Below are 22,258 nucleotides of genomic sequence, written 5' to 3' on the forward strand. Positions count from 1 at the left end.
ATGACGGGACCCGGTGAGCAGCTGACCCTCGCGGGTCTTCCTGCGCCGCGGGCGCGTCGACGCCCCCGGGCCACCACCGGGCCGGTCGAGGCGGCCGAGCGCGAGCCGGTGGCCCGCGTGGCGATCGACCTGCCACCGGCGCACCTGGACCGCACGTTCGAGTACCTGGTGCCTGCGGCGCTGGCCGACTCCGCCGTACCCGGCACGCGGGTGAAGGTGCGGTTCGGCGCGCAGGACGTCGACGGCTACGTGCTCGAGCGTGTCGAGGAGGCCGAGCACGACGGCGCGCTCGCCCCGCTGCGCAAGGTCGTGTCGACCGAGCCCGTGCTGACCCCGGCGGTGATCCGCCTGGCGCGCGCCGTGGCCGACCGGTACGCGGGCACACTCGCCGACGTGCTGCGGCTGGCGGTGCCACTGCGGCACGCGCGGGTGGAGGCCGAGGACACCGGTGTCGAGCCGGTCCCGCTCGAGATGCCGGTCCGGCCGTCCGCGAGCGCCTGGGTGGACTACCGCGGTGGTGCCGCGTTCCTCCAGCACCTGGGCTCGGGCGGGTCGCCGCGGGCGGTCTGGACGGCACTGCCCGGAACGGGGGAGCTGAGCTGGCCGCTGGCGGTCGCGCAGGCGGTCGCGGCGACGGTCCTGGGTGGTCGGGGCGCGCTCGTGGTGGTGCCGGACGCGCGTGACGTGGACCGTGTGTGCGCGGCGCTGACGGAGGTCGGGCTCGGGGCGTGGTCGCGGGGCACGCGTGGCGGGGTGGTGCGGCTGATGGCGGACGACGGTCCCGCGGCGCGGTACCGGGCGTTCCTGGCTGCGCGGCGCGGACTGGCGTCCGTGGTCGTGGGCACGCGCGCGTCGGCGTTCGCGCCGGTGGCCGACCTGGGGCTGGTGGTGTGCTGGGACGACGGTGACTCGCTGCACGCCGAGCCGCGTTCGCCGTACCCGCACGTGCGTGAGGTGCTGGCGTTGCGCGCGGACCTGGAGGGTGCGGCGTTGCTGCTGGCGTCGCACACGCGCACCGTCGAGGCGCAGGTGCTGGTGGAGAGCGGCTGGGCGCGTCAGGTGGTCGCCGATCGTGCCCAGGTGCGGGCGCGCACGCCTCGGGTGCAGGCGCTGACGGCGGTCGAGCTGGCGCGGGAGGGGGCGGCAGCGGCCGCCCGGCTGCCGGCACCGGCGTGGCGCGTGCTGCGTGACGCCATGGAGTCCGGGCCGGTGCTCGTGCAGGTGCCGCGGGCGGGTTACGTGCCGGCGGTGGCGTGCGGTCGGTGCCGGACGGTCGCGCGGTGCGGGACGTGTCACGGCCCGCTCGGGCTGGACCGGGCGGACGGCACGCCGACGTGCCGGTGGTGCGGTCGTCTGGCCACGGGGTGGCGGTGCGCGGAGTGCGGTGCGGGGGCGCTGCGGTCGGTGCGGGTGGGGTCGGAGCGGACGGCCGAGGAGCTGGGTCGCGCGTTCCCGCAGGTGCCGGTGCGGGTCTCGGGGGCGCGTGCCGCCGGGGGTGTGCTGGCCGGCGTGCCCGACTCCCCGGCGCTGGTCGTCTCGACGCCCGGTGCCGAGCCGGTCGCGCCGGGCGGTTACGCGGCCGCGGTGCTGCTGGACGCGGCTGTCGCGACGGCGGGGACCTCGCTGCGGGCGTCCGAGGACGCGTTGCGTCGGTGGATGGCGGCTGCCGCGTTGGTCCGTCCGATCGGTGAGGGTGGGCAGGTCGTGCTGGTCGGTGATGCCGCACCGCGTCCGACGCAGGCCCTGGTGCGGTGGGACCCGGTGGGTTTCGCGGCCCGGGAGCTGGCCGAACGCACCGAGCTGGCGTTGCCGCCTGCGGTGCGGACCGTGACGGTGCGTGGTCCCCGGGACGCGGTCGGCGCGGTGCTCGACCGGCTGGTGCTGCCCGAGGGTGCCGACGTGCTCGGTCCTGTCCCTGTCGACGGCGAGGCCGGCCGGTCGCCGGTGCAGGGCCTTGAGCCGGACGTGCAGGCGCTCGTGCGTGCCCCTCGGGGTGCCGGTGCGGCGCTGGCCCGGACGGTGGCGGCGTCGTTGGCGGTGCGCAGCGCCCACCGTGAGGGGGGCACGGTGCGCGTGCAGGTCGACGCCCCTGAACCCGTGTGACCCGTGTGCCCCGAGGAGCCCCATGACCGTCCGACCGTCCGTCCCGTCGACCGCTGCACCGCTGGCGGTCGTCTTCGACCTGGGCAACGTGCTCGTGCACTGGGACCCGTACGGCCCGTACGAGGGGCGGATGGACCGGGCGGAGGTCGAGGCGTTCTTCGAGGAGGTCGACTTCCTGGCGCTCAACCACCAGATGGACGCGGGGCGTTCGTGGCACACCGCGCGTGCCGAGCTGAGGGAGCGGTTCCCGCACCGGCTCGCCGCGCTGGACCTCTACCTGGAGCACTTCCCGGACGCGCTGCCCGGCCCGGTGGACGGTTCGGAGCAGCTGGTGCGGGACCTGCTGGGGCTCGGCGTGCGCGCGTTGGGGCTGACGAACTGGTCGAGCGAGACGTTCCACCACGCGGTGCCGGCGGCGCCGGCGATCGGTCTGCTGGAGGACGTGCTGGTCTCCGGGGTCGAGGGTGTCGCGAAGCCGGATCCGCGGATCTTCGCGCTCGTGGTGCGGCGTTTCGGGCTCGATCCTGCGCGCACGGTGTTCACGGACGACTCCGCGGAGAACGTCGCGGCAGCTGCGGCGGCAGGTTTCGACGCGCTGCTGTTCACCTCCACGGCGCAGCTGCGTGCGGATCTCGTGGCCCGGGGGCTGCCGCTCGGCTGAGGGGTGAGGTCCCGCGCGCACCTAGGATCGACCCCATGCGACTGCTCTTCGCCGGAACCCCCACGGCCGCGGTGCCGTCGCTCGAGGCGTTGCTCGCCTCCCGGCACGAGGTGGTCGCGGTGCTGACACGGCCGGACGCCCGGTCGGGGCGCGGGCGCACACTCGCGCCGAGCCCGGTCAAGGCGCTGGCGCTGGAGGCGGGTCTGGACGTGCTGACCCCTCGGCGGCTGCGTGACGAGGGGGTGCGCGAGACGCTCGCGGCCCTGGCCGTCGACGCCGCACCGGTGGTGGCCTACGGGAACCTGGTGCCGGCCGAGCTGCTCGACCTGCCGGTGCACGGCTGGATCAACCTGCACTTCTCGGTGCTGCCCGCCTGGCGTGGCGCGGCCCCGGTGCAGCAGGCGCTGATCGCCGGTGACGAGGTGACCGGTGCGACGACGTTCCGGCTCGACGAGGGTCTCGACACCGGCCCGGTGCTGGGCACCCTGACCGAGACGGTGCGCCCCCGGGACACGTCCGGCGATCTGCTCGGACGGCTCGCGGTCGCCGGTGCGGGGCTGCTGGTGCGCACCCTGGACGCGCTGGAGGACGGTGTCCTGCAGCCGGTGCCGCAGGGGCTGGACGGCGTCAGCCACGCGCCGAAGCTCGAGGTCGAGGATGCCCGCGTCCGCTGGGGTCACCCGACCCACGCGGTGGACCGGCGCATCCGCGGCTGTACGCCCGCCCCTGGTGCCTGGACGACCCTGCCGGACGGGTCACGGCTCGGCGTGGGCCCCGTGGTGCCCGTCCCTGAGGTGCGCGACCTGCACCCGGGGCAGCTGCGGGTGGGCAAGGGTGAGGTGCTCGTCGGGACGGCGGGTGGTGCGGTGCGGCTGGGCGAGGTGACACCGGCGGGCAAGCGGGCGATGGCGGCCGCCGACTGGGCGCGCGGTGCGCGGCTCGGTGCGGACGCGGTGCTCGGCGCCGACCAGGTGCAGGTCCTCGACGGGGGTCGTGGCAGCGACGCCGCCACGGACGGGGTGCGCGCATGAGCGGCGACGACCGTCGTGACGCACGCGGACGTGAGCGTGGTGCCGCCCGGGCCGAGGGCCGAGGTCAGCGTTCCACCGCCGCTCCCTCGCAGCGGCGTCGGGACTCCGACCCGGCGCGTGCGGTCGCGTTCGACGTGCTGCGTGCTGTCGACGGCTCGGACGCGTACGCGAACCTCGTGCTGCCGCCCCTCCTGCGCGAGCGTGGCATCCGCGGGCGCGACGCCGGGTTCGCCACCGAGCTGGCCTACGGCGCGTTGCGGCTGCGGGGGCGCTACGACGCGGTGATCGAGCAGGCGGCCGGTCGCGAGACGAACCGGATCGACCCCCCGGTGCTGGACCTGCTGCGGCTGGGTGTGCACCAGCTGCTGGGCATGCGGGTGCCCCCGCACGCGGCCGTCTCCGAGACGGTGGGCCTGGCCCGCTCGCGCACGGGCGCGGGCAGCGCGCAGTTCGTCAACGCGGTGCTGCGGGCGGTCTCCCGTCAGGACCTGCCGACGTGGCTGGGGCTGATCGGGGATGCGGTGGACCCGGCGCAGGACGACCCGGTGGCCCGGTTGTCGGTGGTGGAGAGCCACCCGCTGTGGATCGTGCGCGCGATGCGTGAGGCGCTCGTGGCCCACGGTCGGTCCGCGGACGAGATCGGGGACCTGCTGCGCGCGGACAACGCCGCGCCGCGGGTGACGCTGGTCGCCAGGCCGGGGCTGTCCACGCCGGAGGAGCTGCTCGAGGCGGTGCCGGGTGCGGCGGGGTCGTTGGCCCCGACGGCGGTCGTCCTCGACGGAGGCGACCCCGCGGGGGTGCCCGCGGTGCGCGACGGGCGTGCCGGTGTGCAGGACGAGGGCAGCCAGCTCGTCGCGTGGGCCCTGGCTGCGGCGCCGCTGGAGGGCCCCGACGTGCGGTGGCTCGACCTGTGCGCCGGTCCCGGGGGCAAGGCGAGCCTGCTGGCGGCCCTCGCGGGTGGTCGAGGGGCGCGGCTCGTGGCCAACGAGGTGCAGCCGCATCGGGCGCGTCTGGTCGAGCAGGCATTGCGGGCGGTCCCGGCGGAGGCCGTCGAGGCGGTGCGCACGGGTGACGGTCGACTGGTCGGCGAGGACGAGCCGGCCACGTTCGACCGGGTGATGGTCGACGCCCCCTGCACGGGTCTGGGTGCGCTGCGGCGGCGCCCGGAGTCACGGTGGCGACGCACACCGGCCGACCTGGCGACCCTCGGGGTGCTGCAGCGTGAGCTCCTCGGGTCGGCCCTGCGGGCGGTGCGCCCGGGTGGGGTGGTCGCGTACGTGACGTGCTCCCCGCACCAGGCCGAGACCCGGTTGGTGGTCAAGGACGCCCTGCGGGTCGCCGCGAAGCAGGGACTGCAGGCCGAGACGGTCGACGCGGTCGCGGTGCTGCGTGAGGTGTCGCCGACGATCGAAGGTCTGTCCACCGACGGCCGCCACGACGTGCAGCTGTGGCCGCACGTGCACGGCACCGACGCGATGCACCTGACGCTGCTGCGTCGGCTCGACTGACCTCATCCGAGGCGTCGCTAGGCTGGCCTGGTGCCTGCGCTGATCAACCCCAGCATCCTGTCGGCCGACTTCGCGAACCTGGAGCGTGACCTGGCGGCCATCGCGACCGCCGACTACGCGCACGTGGACGTCATGGACAACCACTTCGTGCCGAACCTGACGCTCGGCCTGCCGGTGGTGCGCCGGATCGCCGAGGTCTCGCCGATCCCGCTCGACGTGCACCTGATGATCGACGACGCCGACCGGTGGGCCCCGGCCTACGCCGAGGCCGGGGCGGCGTCGGTGACGTTCCACGCCGAGGCGGCCAAGGCGCCGGTGCGGCTCGCCCGCGAGCTGCGTCGGCTGGGTGCGCGGGTCGGCGTGGCGCTCAAGCCCGCCTCGCCCGTGGAGCCCTTCCTGGACCTGCTCGACGAGATCGACATGATCCTGGTGATGACGGTCGAACCCGGGTTCGGCGGGCAGTCGTTCATCGAGGGCACGCTGCCCAAGATCCGGCGGACGAGGGCGGCGGTCGACGCCGCGGGGACGGGTACCTGGATCCAGGTCGACGGGGGAGTGGCACGCGGCACGATCGGGGCGATCGCCCGGGCCGGTGCGAACGTCTTCGTCGCAGGCTCGGCCGTGTACGGGGCCCCGGACGTCCCGGGCGAGATCGCCGCGTTGCGTGCCCTGGCGGACCAGGCGGGCTGAGCTGTGTGCCCGATCACCGGCTCACCGGCCACCGCCGGTGCTGGTCACGGGCCGGTCGGGGAATGTGCCGTGTGGCATGATCGTTTGACGCAGCAAGAACACGTGCTCCGGGGTCGGTGAAAGTCCGAGCCGGCGGTGACAGTCCGCGACCCGCACGGTCCGCAAGGGCCGGACGGTTGACCTGGTGGAACTCCAGGACCGACGGTGAAAGTCCGGATGGGAGGCGTACGTGGCGTCGGTGCACCTGGCATCGACGTGGCTGCAGGGCCCTGCCCTGCGGTCGTACCCCCGGAGCCCTGACGGCACGGGAGGTGGGCGATGAGCACGACGGTGGACCCGACGGCCCCGGCGTCGGACCCGCGGGCCACCACGGCCGCACCCGCCAGCACCTCGCCGCGACCGGCACCGCCTGGACCCACGTCGCACGAGCTGGCCGCGATGGAGCACGCGTTCACGCTCGCCGCCCGCGGCCCCGCGCACGGGCCCAACCCGCGGGTCGGATGCGTGCTGCTCGCCTCGGACGGCACCGGCCTGGGTGCGGGGTGGCACCGTGGTGCGGGCACACCGCACGCCGAGGTCGCCGCCCTCGCCGACGCCCGCGAGCGCGGGCAGGACGTCCGCGGTGCGACTGCCGTGGTGACCCTCGAGCCGTGCAACCACACGGGCCGGACCGGGCCGTGCAGCGAGGCGCTGCTGGCGTCCGGCGTGGCCCGGGTGGTCGTGTCGGTGGTCGACCCGAACCCGCAGGCGGCCGGTGGTGCGGTGCGGTTGGGGGCGGCCGGCGTCGAGGTGCTCACCGGTGTGCTCGCCGAGCAAGGGGAGCGGGTGCTCGGGGCGTGGTTGCCCGCGGTGCGCCGGGCTCGGCCCTTCGTCACGGTGAAGATCGCCTCGTCGCTCGACGGCCGGGTGGCCGCCCCGGACGGGACGAGTCGCTGGATCACCTCCGACGTGGCACGCCAGCATGCGCACGACCTGCGGGCGGAGGTGGACGCGATCGTCGTCGGCACGGGCACCGCGCTCGTCGACGACCCGTCGCTGACGGCCCGGACCGCGTCCGGTGAGCTGCACCACCACCAGCCGTTGCGCGTCGTGGTCGGGTACAGGCAGGTGCCCGCCGGTGCGCGCCTGCACGGTCCGGGCGGCGAGCTCGTCGTGGTGCGCACGCACGACCCTGCGGTGGTGCTGGACGCGCTGCACGCGCGTGAGGTGCGGCACGTGCTCGTCGAGGGTGGTCCGACCGTGGCGGCGGCGTTCTTGCGGGCGGGCCTCGTGGACGAGGTGCACGCCTACGTGGCGCCCGTGCTGCTGGGGGCCGGGCGTGCGGCGATCGGCGACCTGGGTGTGGCCACGCTGGCCGACGCGGTGCGGCTCGTGCCGCGCGAGGTCGTGCCGCTCGGTCCCGACGTGCTCGTCGTGGCCACGCCCCAGAGGGCCGCGACCGCCGCGGCCGGTACCGCACGGATCACTACCACCAGCACGGACGAGGAGCGTTGATGTTCACCGGGATCGTCGAGGAGATCGGCACGATCGAGGCGTTGGAGCCTGCACGCGATGCGGGCGGTGCGGTCACCGACGCCCGCGTGCGGGTGCGCGGACCGCTGGTGGTGCAGGATGCCCGACCGGGTGACTCGATCGCCGTGTCCGGTGTGTGCCTGACGGTCACCGAGCTGCCGGGTGACGGCACGTTCGTGGCGGACGTCATGCCCGAGACGTTGCGCCGCACGGCGCTGGGTGACCTGGTCGTGGGCAGCCCGGTGAACCTGGAGCGGGCGTTGGCGGTCGGTGGGCGGTACGGGGGGCACGTGGTCCAGGGGCACGTCGACGGGGTCGGGCTGATCCGACGGCGCACGCCGGGTCCGCGGTGGGACGACGTCGAGGTCGAGGTGCCGGCCGAGCTGGCGCGGTACGTCGCCGAGAAGGGGTCGATCGCGGTGTCCGGGGTGTCGTTGACCGTCACCCACGTGTCCGACGACGCGTTCGGCGTCTCGTTGATCCCGACGACGCTGGCTGCCACGACGTTGGGAACGCTGCAGGCCGGGTCCCGCGTGAACCTCGAGGTCGACGCGTTGGCCAAGTACACCGAGCGGCTGCTGACGGCGGCGGGGGTGCTGCGATGAGCGGGCAGGTCGAGCAGGCCGGGCTGGTGGGGCACGCCGGGCTGGTGGAGCAGGGCGGGTCGATCCGGCTGGGCACGGTCGAGGAGGCGCTCGACGCGCTGCGCGCCGGCCGTCCGGTGCTCGTGGCCGACTCCCCGGAGCGGGAGAACGAGGCCGACGTGATCCTGGCGGCGCAGTCCGCTTCCGCGCAGTGGGTGGCGTGGACGATCCGGCACTCCTCGGGGTACCTGTGCGCCCCGATGCCGGCCGCCCGTGCCGATGCGTTGGACCTGCCGCTGATGGTGCCGCAGAGCGAGGACCCGCGTCGGACGGCCTACACGGTGACCGTGGACGCCGCGACGGGTGTCTCGACCGGCATCTCGGCCGCCGACCGCACCCGCACCCTGCACGTGCTGGCCGACCCTGCCTCGGGCCGTGAGGACCTGATCCGCCCGGGGCACGTGCTGCCGTTGCGCGCGGTGCCCGGGGGCGTGCTGCACCGGCCGGGGCACACCGAGGCCGCGGTCGACCTGTGCCGGCTGGCCGGTCTGGAGCCGGTGGCGGCGATCGCCGAGCTGGTCAACGACGACGGCACGATGACGCGGCTCGACGACGCGTCGGCGCTGGCGCAGGCCGAAGGGCTGGTGCTGCTGACCATCGCGGACATCGTCGCGTGGCGGACCGCGCACGACGACGTGGCGCCGACGGAAGGCAGCGGCGCGCCGGGGGCGTCGGGCCATCCGCGGGTGCATGCCACGCACACGGCGTACCTGCCGACCCGGCACGGCGACTTCCGCATCCACGGCTACCGTGACCTGCGGACGGGGGCCGAGCACGTGGCGCTGGTGTCGTCCGCGGGGCTGGCGGCACGGCCGGTGGTCCGGGTGCACTCGGAGTGCCTGACCGGTGACGCGTTCGGCTCGGCGCGCTGCGACTGCGGTCCGCAGCTCGACGCCGCGTTGGCCCTGGCGGCGGCCGAGGGCGGTGCGGTCGTGTACCTGCGGGGGCATGAGGGGCGGGGTATCGGCCTGCTGGCCAAGGTCGCCGCCTACGCGCTGCAGGACGACGGCCGCGACACCGTCGAGGCGAACCTCGACCTGGGGTGGCCGGCGGACCGGCGCGAGTACGGCGCGGCGGCGGCGATCCTGGCCGATCTGGGCGTCGAGGGTGTGACGTTGCTGACGAACAACCCGGCGAAGGTCGTCGGGTTGCGCTCGCACGGCATCGAGGTGGACGAGGTGCGCGGCCTGGAGGTCGGTCGCACCCCGCACAACGAGTCCTACCTGCGCACCAAGGCCACCCAGATGGGCCACGTGCTGCACCTGGGTGACGAGGCCGCGGCGATCCACGTCGACCCCGTGCTGGCTGCGATGCCCGCACCCGGCACCGACACCACCGACCATGCGTTCGACGCGGACCTGGGTCCGCTCGACCTGGGCTCCGAGCCCGACGCGACGCTGGACCCCGACACGCACCGGCAGCAGGACCGCGAGCCGGTGCACGAGCACGAGCAGGAGACCCGAGCATGAGTGGCGCAGGAGCCCCTTCCCTCAGCACCGACGGCCGCGGCCTGAAGGTCGTCGTCGTCGCCGCGAGCTGGCACACGCAGGTCATGGACGGTCTGCTGGACGGCACTCGGCGCGCCCTGGCCGAGGCGGGCGTCGAGGACGTCACCCTCGTGCGGGTGCCGGGCACGTTCGAGCTGCCGGTGGCGGCGCGCGCGGCCACGGAGGCGGGCGCCGACGCGGTCGTCGCGCTCGGCGTCGTGATCCGTGGGGGGACCCCCCACTTCGAGTACGTCTGCCAGGCCGCCACCAGCGGTCTGACGGACGTGGCGGTGCGCTCGGGCGTGCCGGTGGGTTTCGGCGTGCTCACGTGCGACGACGAGGCGCAGGCCCTCGACCGGGCCGGGCTGCCCGGTTCGCACGAGGACAAGGGCGCCGAGGCCGCGCAGGCTGCCCTCGCCACGGTGGTCGCCCTGCGCGCGCTGCCCGCCCGGCCGTCTAGGCTCCGCTCGTGAAGACCTTCGACCAGCTGTTCGCCGAGCTGTCCGAGAAGGCCGTGACCCGCCCCGCGGGCTCCGGCACCGTCGCCGAGCTGGACTCGGGTGTGCACGGCATCGGCAAGAAGATCGTCGAGGAGGCCGCCGAGGTGTGGATGGCCGCCGAGCACGAGTCCGACGAACGTGCCGCCGAGGAGATCTCGCAGCTGCTGTACCACCTGCAGGTGCTGGTGATCGCGCGCGGCCTCACGCTCGAGGACGTCTACAAGCATCTGTGACGGGTCGCCCACCACCGGCGCACCCCGGGCCCGCGCGGGCCCGCACCTGACCCGTCCAGCTTCTCCGAACGACACCGATGAGGACCCCGTGCTGAGGATCGCCGTCCCGAACAAGGGCTCGCTGTCCGAGCCCGCCGCCGACATGCTGCGCGAGGCGGGCTACCGCCAGCGCCGTGACAGCCGCGAGCTGGTGCTGCCCGACCCCGACAACGAGGTGGAGTTCTTCTTCCTGCGACCCCGCGACATCGCGGTGTACGTGGGGCAGGGGACCGTCGACGTCGGCATCACCGGACGTGACCTGCTGCTCGACTCCGCCTCGGCGGCCACCGAGCACCTGCCACTGGGCTTCGCCCGGTCCACGTTCCGCTTCGCCGCCACGGCCGGCTCGATGGACCAGGTCAGGCAGATCGACGGTCGGCGGGTCGCCACGTCGTACCCCGTGCTCGTCTCGGGCTACCTGCGCAGCCAGGGGGTGACGCCCGCGGGTGTCGTGCGGCTCGACGGTGCCGTGGAGACCGCGATCCGCCTGGGTGTGGCGGACGTGATCGCCGACGTCGTCGAGACCGGCACCACGTTGCGCGCGGCCGGTCTGGAGATCTTCGGCGAGCCGCTGCTGCGCTCGGAGGCGGTGCTCGTGCGCCGCTCGGACGGCGTCGAACCGGTCGGTCTCGACGTGCTGACGCGTCGGCTGCAGGGTGTGCTGACGGCCCGGGAGTACGTGCTGATGGACTACGACGTGCCGTTGAGCCAGGTCGAGGCCGCGGTGGCGATCACCCCGGGTCTGGAGTCGCCGACGGTCGCGCCCCTGCACAACCGCGAGTGGGCGGCCGTGCGGGCCATGGTCCGTCGCGCCGACACGAACAGGGTGATGGACGCGCTGTACGAGGTGGGTGCGCGCGCGATCCTCGTCACCTCGATCCACGCCTGCCGGCTCTGAGGATCGACCCGGACCGCTGGTTCCGGCCCGGTACCGGCCAGGGAGGGGCGCATGACTGACGCGACACTGCACGCTCCCTTCCGGCCGCGTCTGGCGCGCGCCGTCACGCTGGGTCTGGTCGTCGTCCTGACGGGCCTGACCGCGGTGCTCGTCGCCGTGCTCCCGCAGGTGGTGCCGGGGATCACGGCGTCCGACCGTGCGGCGTTCGCCGGGGTCGGGCTGCTGCTGGTGTGGTTCTGCTGGCGGCAGGCGAGCGTGAGTGCTCGGCCCGACGCCGACGGGCTGACGGTGCGCAACCTGCTGGTGACCCGCCGCCTGGCGTGGTCGCAGATCGTCTCGGTGCGGTTCGGTCAGGGTCGCCCGTGGGTGCAGCTCGACCTCGACGACGGCGACACGCTCGCCGTGATGGGCGTGCAGCGCGCCGACGGCGCCCGTGCCGAGCAGGAGGCGCGCCGGCTGGCCACCCTGGTCGCGCTGCACACGGCGACGCCACGCGACGACTGACCGCCAGGGGCGAAGCGGTCCCGCCTCGGCCGTTCAGCCCAGCAGGTCGGTGGCGTGCACCCCGGCGACGGCGGCGGCCAGGAATGCCGCCGGGTCCTGCTCGAGTCCACGGCCCATGGTCGACAGGCGCACCGGGGTGGCCGCGAGCGCGCTGAGCAGGTCCGCGTCGGCCGGCACGTCGACCAGCCGGTGCCGGCCGTGGGGTGCGGCGAGCGCGGCCACCTGGTCGGCGACCCGGTGCCCGAGGGCGTCCAGGCCGCCTTGCGGGTCCGGGTCGAACCGAGGGACGGGGACGTCGGCGCAGGCCAGGGCGACCCGCCCGTAGGCGGTCAGCGAGTGGTGCGACACACCGAGGTGTCGTTCGCGCTGGTCGGCGCCGGAGACGCGCAGCGAGGCGACGGGGCGACCGTGCAGGGTGGCGGCGGCGTTGACTGCCTCGCCGGCGGCCACGCCGGAGAACCCCCAGCGGGTACCCGTGCCGAGGTTGCCCGGGCCCTGGGCGACGACGACGAGCTCGGCGCCGACGACGTGCCGGGCGGTCAGCAGCCCGGTGTGCACGGTGACGGCCTCCAGGTCGCCGCCGAACGACTGGCCCGTGGTGATGCACGCCTCGATCCAGCCGGCGTCCCGCAGACCGGCGACGGTGCGGGAGAACCAGGCGGGCAGCGCGCCGCCGTCCGTCATGACGTACGCGACGCGCGGTGCGGGCCGACCGGCGCGGGCGGCGGCGAACCGGGCGCCGGCCACGATCGCGGGCAGCGCCGAGTGCAGGTCGGCGACGACCACCGGCAGGCCCTCGAGGTCGTCGGCGTCGCGCAGCGTGTCGTGGTGCGGTGACTCCTGGTCGTCGACACCCAGGACCATCGCCTGCAGCGGGGTGTACCGGGCCTTGACCAGGTGGCCCGGGCCGGCGGGCGGGTCGGCGGGCAGCGTGTCGGTGCGGGCGACCACCAGGGCGTACCCGCCGGTGCCCAGGCCGCGCGCCTGGGCAGAGACGTTGAGCAGCACGCGGGCACCCACAGCCATCTCACCGACGAGTCCGGGGTAGGCCAGTGCGCGCACGGTGGTCGGCAGCGCGGGGCCCGCAGGTGGCCCGTCGGCGGTGAGGGCGTCCTCGAGCTCGACGGTCAGCTCGGCGGCACCGGGCCAGGAGGCCCCGAGCGACACCACGACACCTGCACGCCACGTGATCACCCGGACACGGTACCGGCCGCTACGGTGGAGCCGATGGTCGCCCAGATCCCTCCCGCCGAACGCCTGCTGAACCTCGTGATCGCCCTGGTCAACACCGCGGGTCGGATGACGAAGGAGCAGGTGCGCACGAGCGTCGCCGGGTACGGGGACGCACCGACCGATGACGCGTTCGAGCGGATGTTCGAGCGTGACAAGGACACGCTGCGTGACCTGGGCGTCCCGATCCTCACGGTGACCGGTGCTCACGGCGACGACATCGGCTACCGCATCGACCAGGACGCGTACGCGTTGCCCCCGTTGGAGCTCACCCCCGCCGAGCTGGGTGTACTGGCGCTGGCCGCGCAGTTCTGGCAGGACCAGGCCCTGCGCACGGACACCTCGCGCGCCCTGACCAAGCTGCGGGCCGCCGGGGAAGGACCGGAGTCCACCGACCTGGTCGCAGGTCTGGCCCCGCGGGTGCGGGCCGCCGGTGGTGCGCTGACGCCGCTGGTCGACGCCGTGCAGGCCCGCCAGGCGGTGCGCTTCACGTACCGCGCGGCGAGCACCGGTGAGGTGCGTGACCGGACGGTCGAGCCGTGGCAGCTGCTGACGCGGCGCGGGGGCTGGGTCCTGGTCGGCTTCGACCGGGACCGGGGCGCGAGCCGCTCCTTCCGGCTGAGCAGGATCGAGGGCAAGGTCCGCCCGGTGGGTGCGCCCGGCCAGGTGGCCCCGCCGAGCCGTGAGGCGCTGGAGGCGGCACTGTCGTCGTGGACGTCGGGCGAGGAGCGTGTGGCGACCCTGGCGGTGCTGCCCGAGCGGGCCGGTGCTGCCAGGGCCCGCGCCGTCGCGGCGCCTGACGGGGTGCCCGGGCCCACTGCTGATCCGACTTTGGCGGGGGTGCTGGCGCACCGCGACGTGGTGCACGTGCCGTACCGGTCGACGTGGGAGCTGGCCGAGGAGCTCGTCGGTTACGGCGACGCGGTCGTGGTGCTGGACCCGCCCCCGCTGCGTGAGGCGGTGCTGCGGCTGCTGCGGGTCGCGGCGACGCTCGACGAACCTGGCGCGGGCCTCGTCGCAGGGCAGGTCGACCATGGCTGAGCGGGCCAGCGAACGGCTGCTGCGGCTGCTGGGCATGGTCGCCTACCTGGACGGGCGCAGCGGTGTGCCGGTCGAGGCGGTCGCCGAGCAGTTCGGTGTCAGCGCCGAGCAGGTGATGAGCGACATCGACACCCTGTGGGTGACGGGCACACCCGGGTACTTCCCGCACGACCTGATCGACTTCGACGCCGACTCCTACGAGCAGGGTGTCGTGCGGCTCACCGAGTCGCGCGGTCTGACGCGGCCGTTGCGGCTCGGGACCCGCGAGGCGGTCGCCCTGGTGGCGGCGCTGCGGGCCATGCAGTCGGTGCTGGCGCCCGGGCTCGACCCGGAGCGGGCCGCGGTGCTGGCCAGCGTCCTGGGCAAGCTGACGGCGGCCACCGGTGACGCGGCCGCGGCGGTCGACGTGCAGCTGACCCTCGACGGTGCCCCGCAGGTGGTCGCCGCCCTCGGGGCCGCGCTGCAGGGTCGGCGCCGGCTGCGGATCCGGTACGTGGACGCCTCCGACGTGACGACCGAGCGCGACGTCGACCCGCTGCGCCTGGTCACCGGCGACGAACGCTCGTACCTGCTGGCGTGGTGCCTGCGTGCGAACGGCGAGCGGATGTTCCGGGTGGACCGGATCGTCGCGGCGCACGTGCTGGACGAGCCCGTGCAGGAGCACGTCGTCGAGGACGACGCCGAACGGTTCCGGCCCGACCCGCGCGGTGAGCTCGTCACGGTCCACCTGCGCAGCCGGGGCCGGTGGGTCGCGGAGTCGACACCGGTGGAAGCCGTGCGCAACCACGGGGACGGGTCGTTCGAGGTCGACCTGCGGGTCACGCAGCCGGCGTGGCTGCGGCACCTGGTGCTGCAGGTGGCGCAGGACGTCCTGGCGGTGCGGCCCGAGCACGTGGCCCGTGAGGTCGCGCAGACCGCCCGGGCCGCCCTGGCGGCCTACGGCCCGCTGGCCGAGGGCCAGCCCGGCTAGGGTGGCGCCGTGCTCTGGTTCAGCGTGTGGACGGTGCTCGTCGTGGGCACCCTCGTCGGCGCGTGGTTCCTGCTGCGCAGCCTGTGGCGCTCGGCACGCGACCTGCTGACCGAGCTGGGCCGGGCCTCGCAGGTCGTGGCGGACCTGACCGAACAGGTCGAGGAGCTGCGTCGTCTGCAGGAGGCCGCCTCCTCGCCCGTGCGGCACACGTTGTTCGCCGACAAGGACGTGCTGCGGGCACAGCGGGCGCGGCTCCGTCTCGATCGTGACCGACGCCGCGAGCTGCGGTGGGAGCGCGACGAGGCGACACGCGCCCGGTGGCGCGCGGTGTGGCGCTGATCCTCGGCGAGCATCCGGCCGTCCGGACCCACGGCGCGGCTACTATCAGTCACCCGTCCGGTGTGGTGGGAGAACTGGGGAGAAGCGCAGCACATGAACGCACTCAAGCCGTGGCACATCATCGTCCTGCTCGTCGTGATCATCCTGCTGTTCGGGGCGAACCGGCTTCCTGACCTGGCCCGGAGCCTGGGGCAGTCGCTGAAGATCTTCAAGTCCGAGGTCAAGGACCTGACGGCCGACGACAAGCCCGCCGCACCCGGCACGCCCACGGCCACCCAGCCCCCCGTGCAGCAGCCGGGGACCACCGGCACGGACGACGCGTCCGGTGCCGGGAGCGGCACGACACCCCAGGCCTGACCCACGTGAGCAGCAAGCGCCGCGGGGGCGATCCCAGCGGTCGGATGCCTCTGCGTGCGCATCTTGTCGAGCTGCGGCGGCGGGTCTTCCTGGCCGCGCTCGGCATCGTGGTGGGCGCGGTGGTCGGCTGGTTCGTCTACGACCCGGTGTTCGCCGCGCTCCAGCGCCCGCTGAGGGTCGTGGCCGACGACCGGGACGGGCTGATCGCGCTCAACTTCGCCGGGGTCGCCACCTCGTTCGACATGCGTCTGAAGGTGTCGTTCTTCCTCGGTGTGCTGGTCTCCAGCCCGTGGTGGCTCTACCACCTGTGGGCGTTCATCACCCCCGGTCTGACCCGCAAGGAGCGCGGGTACGCGATCGGTTTCCTCGGCGCGGCCGTGCCGCTGTTCCTGGCCGGGTCCGCGATCGCCTGGTGGGTGCTGCCGAACGCGGTGGCGATCCTCACCGAGTTCACACCTGACGGGGCCACCAACCTCATCGACGCGCAGACGTACCTGAGCTTCGTGATGCGGATGATCCTCGCGTTCGGGTTGGCGTTCCTGCTGCCGGTGATCATGGTCGCGCTGAACCTCGCCGGCCTGGTCCGGGCCCGCACGTGGGCACGTGGCTGGCGATGGGCCGTGCTGCTCGCGTTCGTGTTCTCGGCGGTGATGACCCCCACACCGGACGCCATCACCATGATCGTCCTGGCCCTGCCCATCTGCGTGCTGTACTTCGCCGCACTGGGGCTGGCGTTCCTGCACGACCGACGTGTCGACGCCCGCCGGGTCGCGCAGGGGCTCCCGCGGCTGGACGGCACCGACCCGGGATCCGTGGCCCCCGTCGACAGCGGGACCGACGCACCCGGGTCGCACGGATGACCCTGCTCGGTCTGGTGGTCAACCCGGCTGCCGGTCAAGGGCGCGGGACGAGCGTCGGACGGCACGTGCGGTCGCTGCTCGAGGCCGAGGGGCACACCGTGCAGGACCTCTCGGCGCCGACGGTCACGCAGGCCGCGGAGCGCGCGCGGGCGGCGGCGGTGCACGGACTCGACGCGCTGGTCGTCGTGGGTGGTGACGGCATGGTGCACCTGGGGGCGAACGTGACCGCCGGGACGGATCTGCCCCTGGGGATCGTGCCGGCCGGCTCCGGGAACGACATCGCGCGGTCGCTGGGTCTGCCGCGCTCCGACGTGCGGGCGGCGGTCGCCCGGATCGACGCGGGTCTGGTCGGCGGTGCCCGCAGGATCGACGCGGTGCAGGTCGGTGCCCCGGAGCACGGGGCGCACGAGTGGTTCGTGGGGGTGCTCTCGTGCGGCCTCGACGCCGCCGTGAACGCCCGGGCGAACACGCTGCGCTGGCCGTCGGGCTCAGCCAGGTACGTGCGGGCGGTGCTGGGCGAGCTGCGCCGGTTCCGCCCGTACGGGTACCGGATCACGCTCGACGACCTCGTGTGGGAGTCCGCCGGGACGTTGGTGGCCGTGGCGAACGCGCCCTGGTTCGGTGGTGGGCTGCACGTGGCACCGGACGCGCGCCTCGACGACGGTCTGCTCGACGTCGTCGTGGCTGGGCCGTTCACCACCCCGGGCGCGCTGCGCATCTTCCCCGGGATCTACCGCGGACGGCACGTGCGCCATCCCGCGGTCGACGTGTTCCGTACGCGCTCGGTGCTGGTCGAACCCGTGGACGCCCTGGGTGCCGTGCCACCGGCGGCCTTCGCCGACGGCGAGCGCATCGGGCCGGTCCCGCTGCGCGCGCGGGTCGTGCCCGGCGCGCTGGCTGTGCTGGCCTGAGCCGCGCACGCCACCTCCGCGGTGCACGCCGCGCCGCGACCTAGGGTGAGCGTGTGGCACCGCGCACCCCGTCCAACCGCCCGTCCGACGAGCCGTCGCCCGCCGAGCGGTACGCGGCCTCACGTCGCCGTGCCGCCGGGGTCCGGCTCGAGGAGTTCCGCGACCTGCTGCCCTTCCCGCTGGACGAGTTCCAGGTCGAGGCGTGCGCCGCGCTCGAACGTGGCAGCGGCGTGCTGGTGGCCGCGCCGACGGGCGCCGGCAAGACCGTGGTGGGTGAGTTCGCGGTGCACCTGGCGCTCGAGACGGGACGCAAGGCGTTCTACACGACCCCGATCAAGGCGTTGTCGAACCAGAAGTACGGCGACCTGGTGCGCCGGTACGGCCCCGAGCGCGTCGGGTTGCTGACGGGGGACACCACGGTGAACGGCGAGGCGCCCGTGGTGGTCATGACCACCGAGGTGCTGCGCAACATGCTCTACGCGGGTTCCTCCACGCTGTCGGGCCTCGGGTACGTCGTCATGGACGAGGTGCACTACCTGGCCGACCGGTTCCGTGGTCCGGTCTGGGAAGAGGTGATCATCCACCTGCCCGACGACGTGCAGCTGGTCTCGTTGTCGGCCACGGTGTCCAACGCGGAGGAGTTCGGCGACTGGTTGGCGACTGTCCGTGGCGACACGCAGGTGGTGGTCAGCGAGCACCGACCGGTGCCGTTGGGGCAGCACGTGTACGCCCGCGGCGACCTGGCCGATCTGTACGCAGGGCACGTCGACCCGACCGACCCGGGTGTGGACCCGCCGATCAACCCCGAGCTGATGCACCTGCTGCGCCGCCGCGAGCGCCTCGACGGGCCGCCCTCGCGTGGTCGGCGCGGTCCCGGTGACCGTGGGTACCGAGGTGCCGGGGGCGGTCCGGGTGGTGCGCGGCGGGGCGGGGGGCGTTCGGCGTCGCGGTTCGCCGTGGTCGACGCGCTCGACGCCGAGGGGTTGCTCCCGGCGATCGTGTTCATCTTCTCCCGTGCCGGGTGCGACGGTGCCGTGCAGCAGTGCCTGGCGGCGGGCGTGCGTCTGACGAGCCCGGCCGAGCAGGCGCAGATCCGCCAGGTCGTCGAGGAGCGGTGTGCCTCGGTGCCGCCGGAGGACCTCGACGTGCTCGGGTACTGGCAGTTCGCCGAGGCGTTGACGCGCGGGGTGGCCTCGCACCACGCGGGGATGCTGCCGCTGTTCAAGGAGACGGTCGAGGACCTGTTCTCGCGCGGGCTGGTCAAGGTGGTGTTCGCCACGGAGACCCTGGCGCTGGGCATCAACATGCCGGCCCGGTCGGTGGTGCTGGAGAAGCTCGTCAAGTGGGACGGCTCGAACCACGTGGACATCACGCCGGGGGAGTACACGCAGCTGACGGGCCGGGCGGGTCGGCGCGGTATCGACACCGAGGGTCACGCCGTCGTGGTCGACCACCCGGGACTCGACCCGCTGGCGCTGGCGGGTCTGGCGTCCAAGCGCCTGTACCCGCTGCGCTCCAGCTTCCGTCCGACGTACAACATGGCGGTCAACCTGGTCGCGCAGGTCGGTCGTGAACGCGCGCGTGAGGTGCTGGAGACCTCGTTCGCCCAGTTCCAGGCCGACCGCGGTGTGGTGGGGCTGGCCCGCCAGGCCCAGGCGCACGCCGAGGCCCTCGAGGGCTACGCGCGGGCCATGACGTGCCACCTGGGGGACTTCAGCGAGTACGCGGCGCTGCGTCGGCAGATCTCCGATCTGGAGCGTGAGCAGTCGAGGGCGGCTGCCTCGGCCCGGCGCGCCGACGTGGCGCGCACGCTCGAGGGCCTGCGGGTCGGCGACGTGCTGGAGGTGCCCGTGGGGCGTCGGACGGCGCACGTGGTCGTCATCGACCCGGGTGGCAAGCCGGGGTTCGACGGTCCGCGCCCGACGGTCCTGGGCGTCGACCGGCAGGTGCGCCGGTTGACGGTGGCCGACGTCGGCACGGGTGCGCGGACCGTGGGGCGGTTGCGGGTGCCGGCGGGGTTCAACGGACGGGTGCCCGCTGCGCGGCGCGACCTCGCGGCGGCCCTGCGTGCGGCCGTGGAGCACGGCGACGGGATCGTGGCCGGCGGCGGCGGCGGTGGTGGTCGCGGCGCGGGTGGTCCTCGTGGTGGTCGACGTCGCGCACAGGCCACCGCCGCGCAGGACGATGCCCAGGTCGCGGCGTTGCGCCGCCGTCTGCGTGCCCACCCGTGCCACGCGTGCCCGGACCGCGAGGACCACGCCCGGTGGGCGGACCGGTGGCGCCGGCTGAAGTCCGAACACGATGCGCTGGTCACCCGCATCGCCGGTCGCACGGGGTCGATCGCCGCGGTCTTCGACCGCATCTGCGACGTGCTGGCCGAGCTGGGCTACCTCGAGTCCGACGGCAGCCCGGCGGCGGCGCTGCGGGTGTCGACCGCGGGCCAGTGGTTGCGTCGGCTCTACGCCGAGAACGACCTGCTGCTCGCCGAGTGCCTGCGGCGTGGCGTGTGGGACGAGCTGGACGCCCCGGCCCTGGCGGCTGCGGTGTCCACGGTCGTCTACCAGTCGCGCCGTGACGAGCACGGTGAGCCGCGGGTGCCCGGTGGTCCGCAGGGGCGGCTCGGGCGTGCGCTGGACGAGACGGTGCGCGCCTGGTCCGAGCTGGACGACCTCGAGCAGGCGCACGGGTTGTCGACGACGGCTCCGCTGGACCTCGGTCTGGTCGAGGCGATCCACCGGTGGGCGGCGGGACGCAGCCTCGACGCGGTGCTGCGGGGCAGCGAGCTGGCCGCCGGGGACTTCGTGCGGTGGTGCAAGCAGGTCATCGACGTGCTCGACCAGCTGTCGAAGGCCGCACCGCAGGAGCGGGTGCGGACCACGGCCGACAAGGCTGTCGACGCGCTCCGGCGCGGGGTGGTGGCCTACTCCTCGGTCTGAGCCCTGGCCGCGCCACTGCCATGACCCGCAGGTCACAGCGTCTGGGGCCTATCGTGGTCCGATGTGACCTCGACCCTGTACCGCCACGGTGTCATCCACTCACCCGCCGACCCGTTCGCGGAGGCGCTGCTCGTCGAGGACGGCACGATCGTCTGGATCGGCGCGGACGACACCGCCGACGGGTTGGCGTCCCGGGCGGACGAGGTGGTCGACCTCGACGGCGCACTCGTGGCACCCGGTTTCGTCGACGCCCACGTGCACGTGCTCGAGACCGGCCTGGCGCTCGAGAGCGTCGACCTGACGGCCGCGGCCGGTGTCCGGTCGTTGGCTGACGCGCTCGACGCCGTGCACCGCGCGGCCCAGGCACGCGACGGCCGCGCGGACCAGGGCCCCCTGCTGGGGTTCGGCTGGGACGAGCAGAGCTGGCCCGAGGGGCGCGCGCCGACCCGCGAGGAGGTCGACCGTGCGGCCGGGGGAGCGCCCGTGTACCTGGCGCGCGTCGACGTGCACAGTGCGGTCGTCTCGACGGCGCTGGCCGACGGTGCGGGGCTCGTCGGGCTGCCGGGCTGGTCCGACGACGGCCGGGTCGAACGCGACGCCCACCACGCCGCCCGTGACGCGGCACGGCGGATCGCGCCGGAACGCCGCACGCAGCTGTACCGGAGGGCGTTGCAGCACGCGGCCTCCCGCGGGGTGGTGTCGGTGCACGAGCAGAGCGCACCCTCGATCGACACGCGCGAGGGGCTGCTGGAGCTGCTCGCGATGACCGCGGACCCGTCGGGTGCCCTGCCCCACCTGGTCGGCTACCGCGGTGAGCTGTGCGTCACGGTGGACGATGCGCGCGAGCTGCTCGCGGCGATCCCAGGGCTGACGGGCATCGGCGGTGACCTCAACGTCGACGGGTCGATCGGCTCACGCACCGCCGCCCTGCGCAGCCCCTACGCGGACGCGCCGAGCGGTGCCGCCCACCCTGACGGGGTGCTGTACCTGAGCGCCGAGCAGATCTGCAACCACGTGACCGCGGTGACGCGCGCCGGTGTGCACGGTGGGTTCCACGTCATCGGGGACCGGGCGATGGACGAGCTGCTGATCGGTCTGGGTGCCGCCGCGGACGTGGAGGGCGTCGAGGCGATCGCGCGGGCCGGGCACCGCATCGAGCATGCCGAGATGATCGACGCACCGACGTTGGCGCGTCTGCTGCTGCTGGGCATCCGGCTGAGCGTGCAGCCCGCGTTCGACGCCGCGTGGGGCGGCCCTGGTGGCCTGTACGCGACGCGGCTGGGCGCCGGGCGGGGGGCGGGGCTCAACCCGATCGCCGACCTGGCGGCGGCCGGTGTGCCGTTGGCCTTCGGCTCGGACGCGCCGGTCACCGCGCTGGACCCGTGGGCGGCGGTCCGTGCAGCGGTGCACCACCACGCGGCCGATCAGCGCATCTCGGCGCGTGCGGCGTTCCGCGCGGCCACCCGGGGCGGATGGCGTGCGGCAGGTCTGGACCACACGGGCGCCGGAGAGCTGCGCATCGGGGCCCCGGCGCACCTGGCCGTCTGGCGGGCCGAGCACCTGGTGGTGCAGGCGGTCGACGCCCGGACCTCTGCCTGGAGCACCGACGCGCGCGCCGGGACCCCGTTGCTGCCGGAGCTCGGACCGGACCGCCCTGCGCCCGTGTGCCTGCGCACGGTGCGGTCGGGTGTCGTGCTGCACGACGCCATGGGCTGAACGTTCTCGGCGGGCCGAGACCGACGACGTGGCGGTTGTCACGTGGCGGTCGCGGGCGTGTGCGCCGCCGCGCAGCGGCGTGTCCGAG

At 74.5% G+C, this 22,258-nt stretch carries 21 protein-coding genes and 1 riboswitch; of the genes, 20 read left to right on the plus strand and 1 reads right to left on the minus strand.

Annotated elements, in window-relative coordinates:
- The 12 genes from ACTHAM_RS07510 to ACTHAM_RS07565 all read left to right on the plus strand — a co-directional run bounded on the left by ACTHAM_RS07510 (nt 1) and on the right by ACTHAM_RS07565 (nt 11,810).
- Nucleotides 1–2,103 carry a primosomal protein N' gene (locus tag ACTHAM_RS07510; RefSeq protein ID WP_440685951.1) on the plus strand — a complete coding sequence of 701 codons (2,103 nt, stop codon included), beginning with the start codon at nt 1–3 and terminating at the stop codon, nt 2,101–2,103.
- 22 nt (nt 2,104–2,125) lie between these two features.
- Nucleotides 2,126–2,764, plus strand: coding sequence for an HAD family hydrolase (locus ACTHAM_RS07515; RefSeq protein ID WP_440685953.1), 639 nt, complete (start codon nt 2,126–2,128; stop codon nt 2,762–2,764).
- 35 nt (nt 2,765–2,799) lie between these two features.
- Nucleotides 2,800–3,795: a methionyl-tRNA formyltransferase gene (fmt, locus tag ACTHAM_RS07520; RefSeq protein WP_440685955.1), complete on the plus strand. Its 996-nt coding sequence runs from the start codon at nt 2,800–2,802 to the stop codon at nt 3,793–3,795.
- Nucleotides 3,792–5,303: an RsmB/NOP family class I SAM-dependent RNA methyltransferase gene (locus ACTHAM_RS07525; RefSeq protein WP_440685957.1), complete on the plus strand. Its 1,512-nt coding sequence runs from the start codon at nt 3,792–3,794 to the stop codon at nt 5,301–5,303. Before fmt ends, ACTHAM_RS07525 begins: the two co-directional genes overlap by 4 nt.
- Nucleotides 5,304–5,333: 30 nt before the next feature.
- The gene (rpe, locus tag ACTHAM_RS07530) at nt 5,334–5,993 is read left to right on the plus strand and encodes a ribulose-phosphate 3-epimerase (RefSeq protein WP_440685959.1); all 660 of its coding nucleotides are present in this window, start codon (nt 5,334–5,336) and stop codon (nt 5,991–5,993) included.
- Nucleotides 5,994–6,092: 99 nt separating this feature from the next.
- Nucleotides 6,093–6,225, plus strand: a riboswitch (FMN riboswitch).
- Nucleotides 6,226–6,431: 206 nt separating this feature from the next.
- Nucleotides 6,432–7,487 carry a bifunctional diaminohydroxyphosphoribosylaminopyrimidine deaminase/5-amino-6-(5-phosphoribosylamino)uracil reductase RibD gene (gene ribD / locus ACTHAM_RS07535; RefSeq protein ID WP_440686145.1) on the plus strand — a complete coding sequence of 352 codons (1,056 nt, stop codon included), beginning with the start codon at nt 6,432–6,434 and terminating at the stop codon, nt 7,485–7,487.
- The gene (locus ACTHAM_RS07540) at nt 7,487–8,110 is read left to right on the plus strand and encodes a riboflavin synthase (RefSeq protein ID WP_440685961.1); all 624 of its coding nucleotides are present in this window, start codon (nt 7,487–7,489) and stop codon (nt 8,108–8,110) included. Before ribD ends, ACTHAM_RS07540 begins: the two co-directional genes overlap by 1 nt.
- Nucleotides 8,107–9,618, plus strand: coding sequence for a GTP cyclohydrolase II (gene ribA, locus ACTHAM_RS07545; RefSeq protein ID WP_440685963.1), 1,512 nt, complete (start codon nt 8,107–8,109; stop codon nt 9,616–9,618). Before ACTHAM_RS07540 ends, ribA begins: the two co-directional genes overlap by 4 nt.
- Nucleotides 9,615–10,109 (plus strand): 6,7-dimethyl-8-ribityllumazine synthase, encoded by a 495-nt coding sequence (gene ribH, locus ACTHAM_RS07550; protein ID WP_440685965.1) that lies wholly within the window; start codon nt 9,615–9,617, stop codon nt 10,107–10,109. Before ribA ends, ribH begins: the two co-directional genes overlap by 4 nt.
- Entirely contained in the window at nt 10,106–10,369 is a 264-nt protein-coding gene (locus tag ACTHAM_RS07555) for a phosphoribosyl-ATP diphosphatase (protein ID WP_440685967.1), read from the plus strand. The genes ribH and ACTHAM_RS07555 overlap by 4 nt, the downstream gene beginning before the upstream one ends.
- A gap of 88 nt (nt 10,370–10,457) precedes the next feature.
- A complete protein-coding gene (hisG, locus tag ACTHAM_RS07560; protein WP_440685969.1) occupies nt 10,458–11,306 on the plus strand; it encodes an ATP phosphoribosyltransferase in 849 nt (282 codons plus the stop codon).
- Nucleotides 11,307–11,357: 51 nt separating this feature from the next.
- The gene (locus ACTHAM_RS07565; RefSeq protein WP_440685971.1) at nt 11,358–11,810 is read left to right on the plus strand and encodes a PH domain-containing protein; all 453 of its coding nucleotides are present in this window, start codon (nt 11,358–11,360) and stop codon (nt 11,808–11,810) included.
- 33 nt (nt 11,811–11,843) lie between these two features.
- Here ACTHAM_RS07565 and ACTHAM_RS07570 read toward each other — a convergent pair whose 3' ends face one another.
- Entirely contained in the window at nt 11,844–13,004 is a 1,161-nt protein-coding gene (locus tag ACTHAM_RS07570) for a DUF3866 family protein (protein ID WP_440685973.1), read from the minus strand.
- 33 nt (nt 13,005–13,037) lie between these two features.
- On the opposite strand from ACTHAM_RS07570, the gene ACTHAM_RS07575 reads away from it, so the two are divergent.
- From ACTHAM_RS07575 to ACTHAM_RS07610, 8 genes are all read left to right on the plus strand, one after another.
- Nucleotides 13,038–14,081, plus strand: coding sequence for a helix-turn-helix transcriptional regulator (locus ACTHAM_RS07575; RefSeq protein WP_440685975.1), 1,044 nt, complete (start codon nt 13,038–13,040; stop codon nt 14,079–14,081).
- On the plus strand, nt 14,074–15,051 hold the full coding sequence (locus ACTHAM_RS07580) for a helix-turn-helix transcriptional regulator (protein ID WP_440685977.1): 978 nt from the start codon (nt 14,074–14,076) through the stop codon (nt 15,049–15,051). The genes ACTHAM_RS07575 and ACTHAM_RS07580 overlap by 8 nt, the downstream gene beginning before the upstream one ends.
- 9 nt (nt 15,052–15,060) lie before the next feature.
- Nucleotides 15,061–15,390, plus strand: a complete 330-nt coding sequence (locus ACTHAM_RS07585; protein ID WP_440685979.1) for a hypothetical protein — start codon at nt 15,061–15,063, stop codon at nt 15,388–15,390.
- Between the two features lie 93 nt (nt 15,391–15,483).
- Nucleotides 15,484–15,747: a Sec-independent protein translocase subunit TatA gene (tatA, locus tag ACTHAM_RS07590; protein ID WP_440685981.1), complete on the plus strand. Its 264-nt coding sequence runs from the start codon at nt 15,484–15,486 to the stop codon at nt 15,745–15,747.
- 44 nt (nt 15,748–15,791) lie between these two features.
- Entirely contained in the window at nt 15,792–16,607 is an 816-nt protein-coding gene (gene tatC, locus ACTHAM_RS07595; RefSeq protein WP_440685983.1) for a twin-arginine translocase subunit TatC, read from the plus strand.
- Nucleotides 16,604–17,518: a diacylglycerol/lipid kinase family protein gene (locus ACTHAM_RS07600; protein WP_440685985.1), complete on the plus strand. Its 915-nt coding sequence runs from the start codon at nt 16,604–16,606 to the stop codon at nt 17,516–17,518. Before tatC ends, ACTHAM_RS07600 begins: the two co-directional genes overlap by 4 nt.
- Nucleotides 17,519–17,571: 53 nt before the next feature.
- A complete protein-coding gene (locus ACTHAM_RS07605) occupies nt 17,572–20,454 on the plus strand; it encodes a DEAD/DEAH box helicase (protein ID WP_440685987.1) in 2,883 nt (960 codons plus the stop codon).
- Between the two features lie 63 nt (nt 20,455–20,517).
- Entirely contained in the window at nt 20,518–22,170 is a 1,653-nt protein-coding gene (locus ACTHAM_RS07610; RefSeq protein WP_440685989.1) for an amidohydrolase, read from the plus strand.
- The last annotated feature ends 88 nt before the right edge of the window (nt 22,171–22,258 follow it).

Source organism: Cellulomonas soli, from assembly GCF_052036975.1.
Lineage (GTDB): Bacteria > Actinomycetota > Actinomycetes > Actinomycetales > Cellulomonadaceae > Cellulomonas > Cellulomonas soli_A.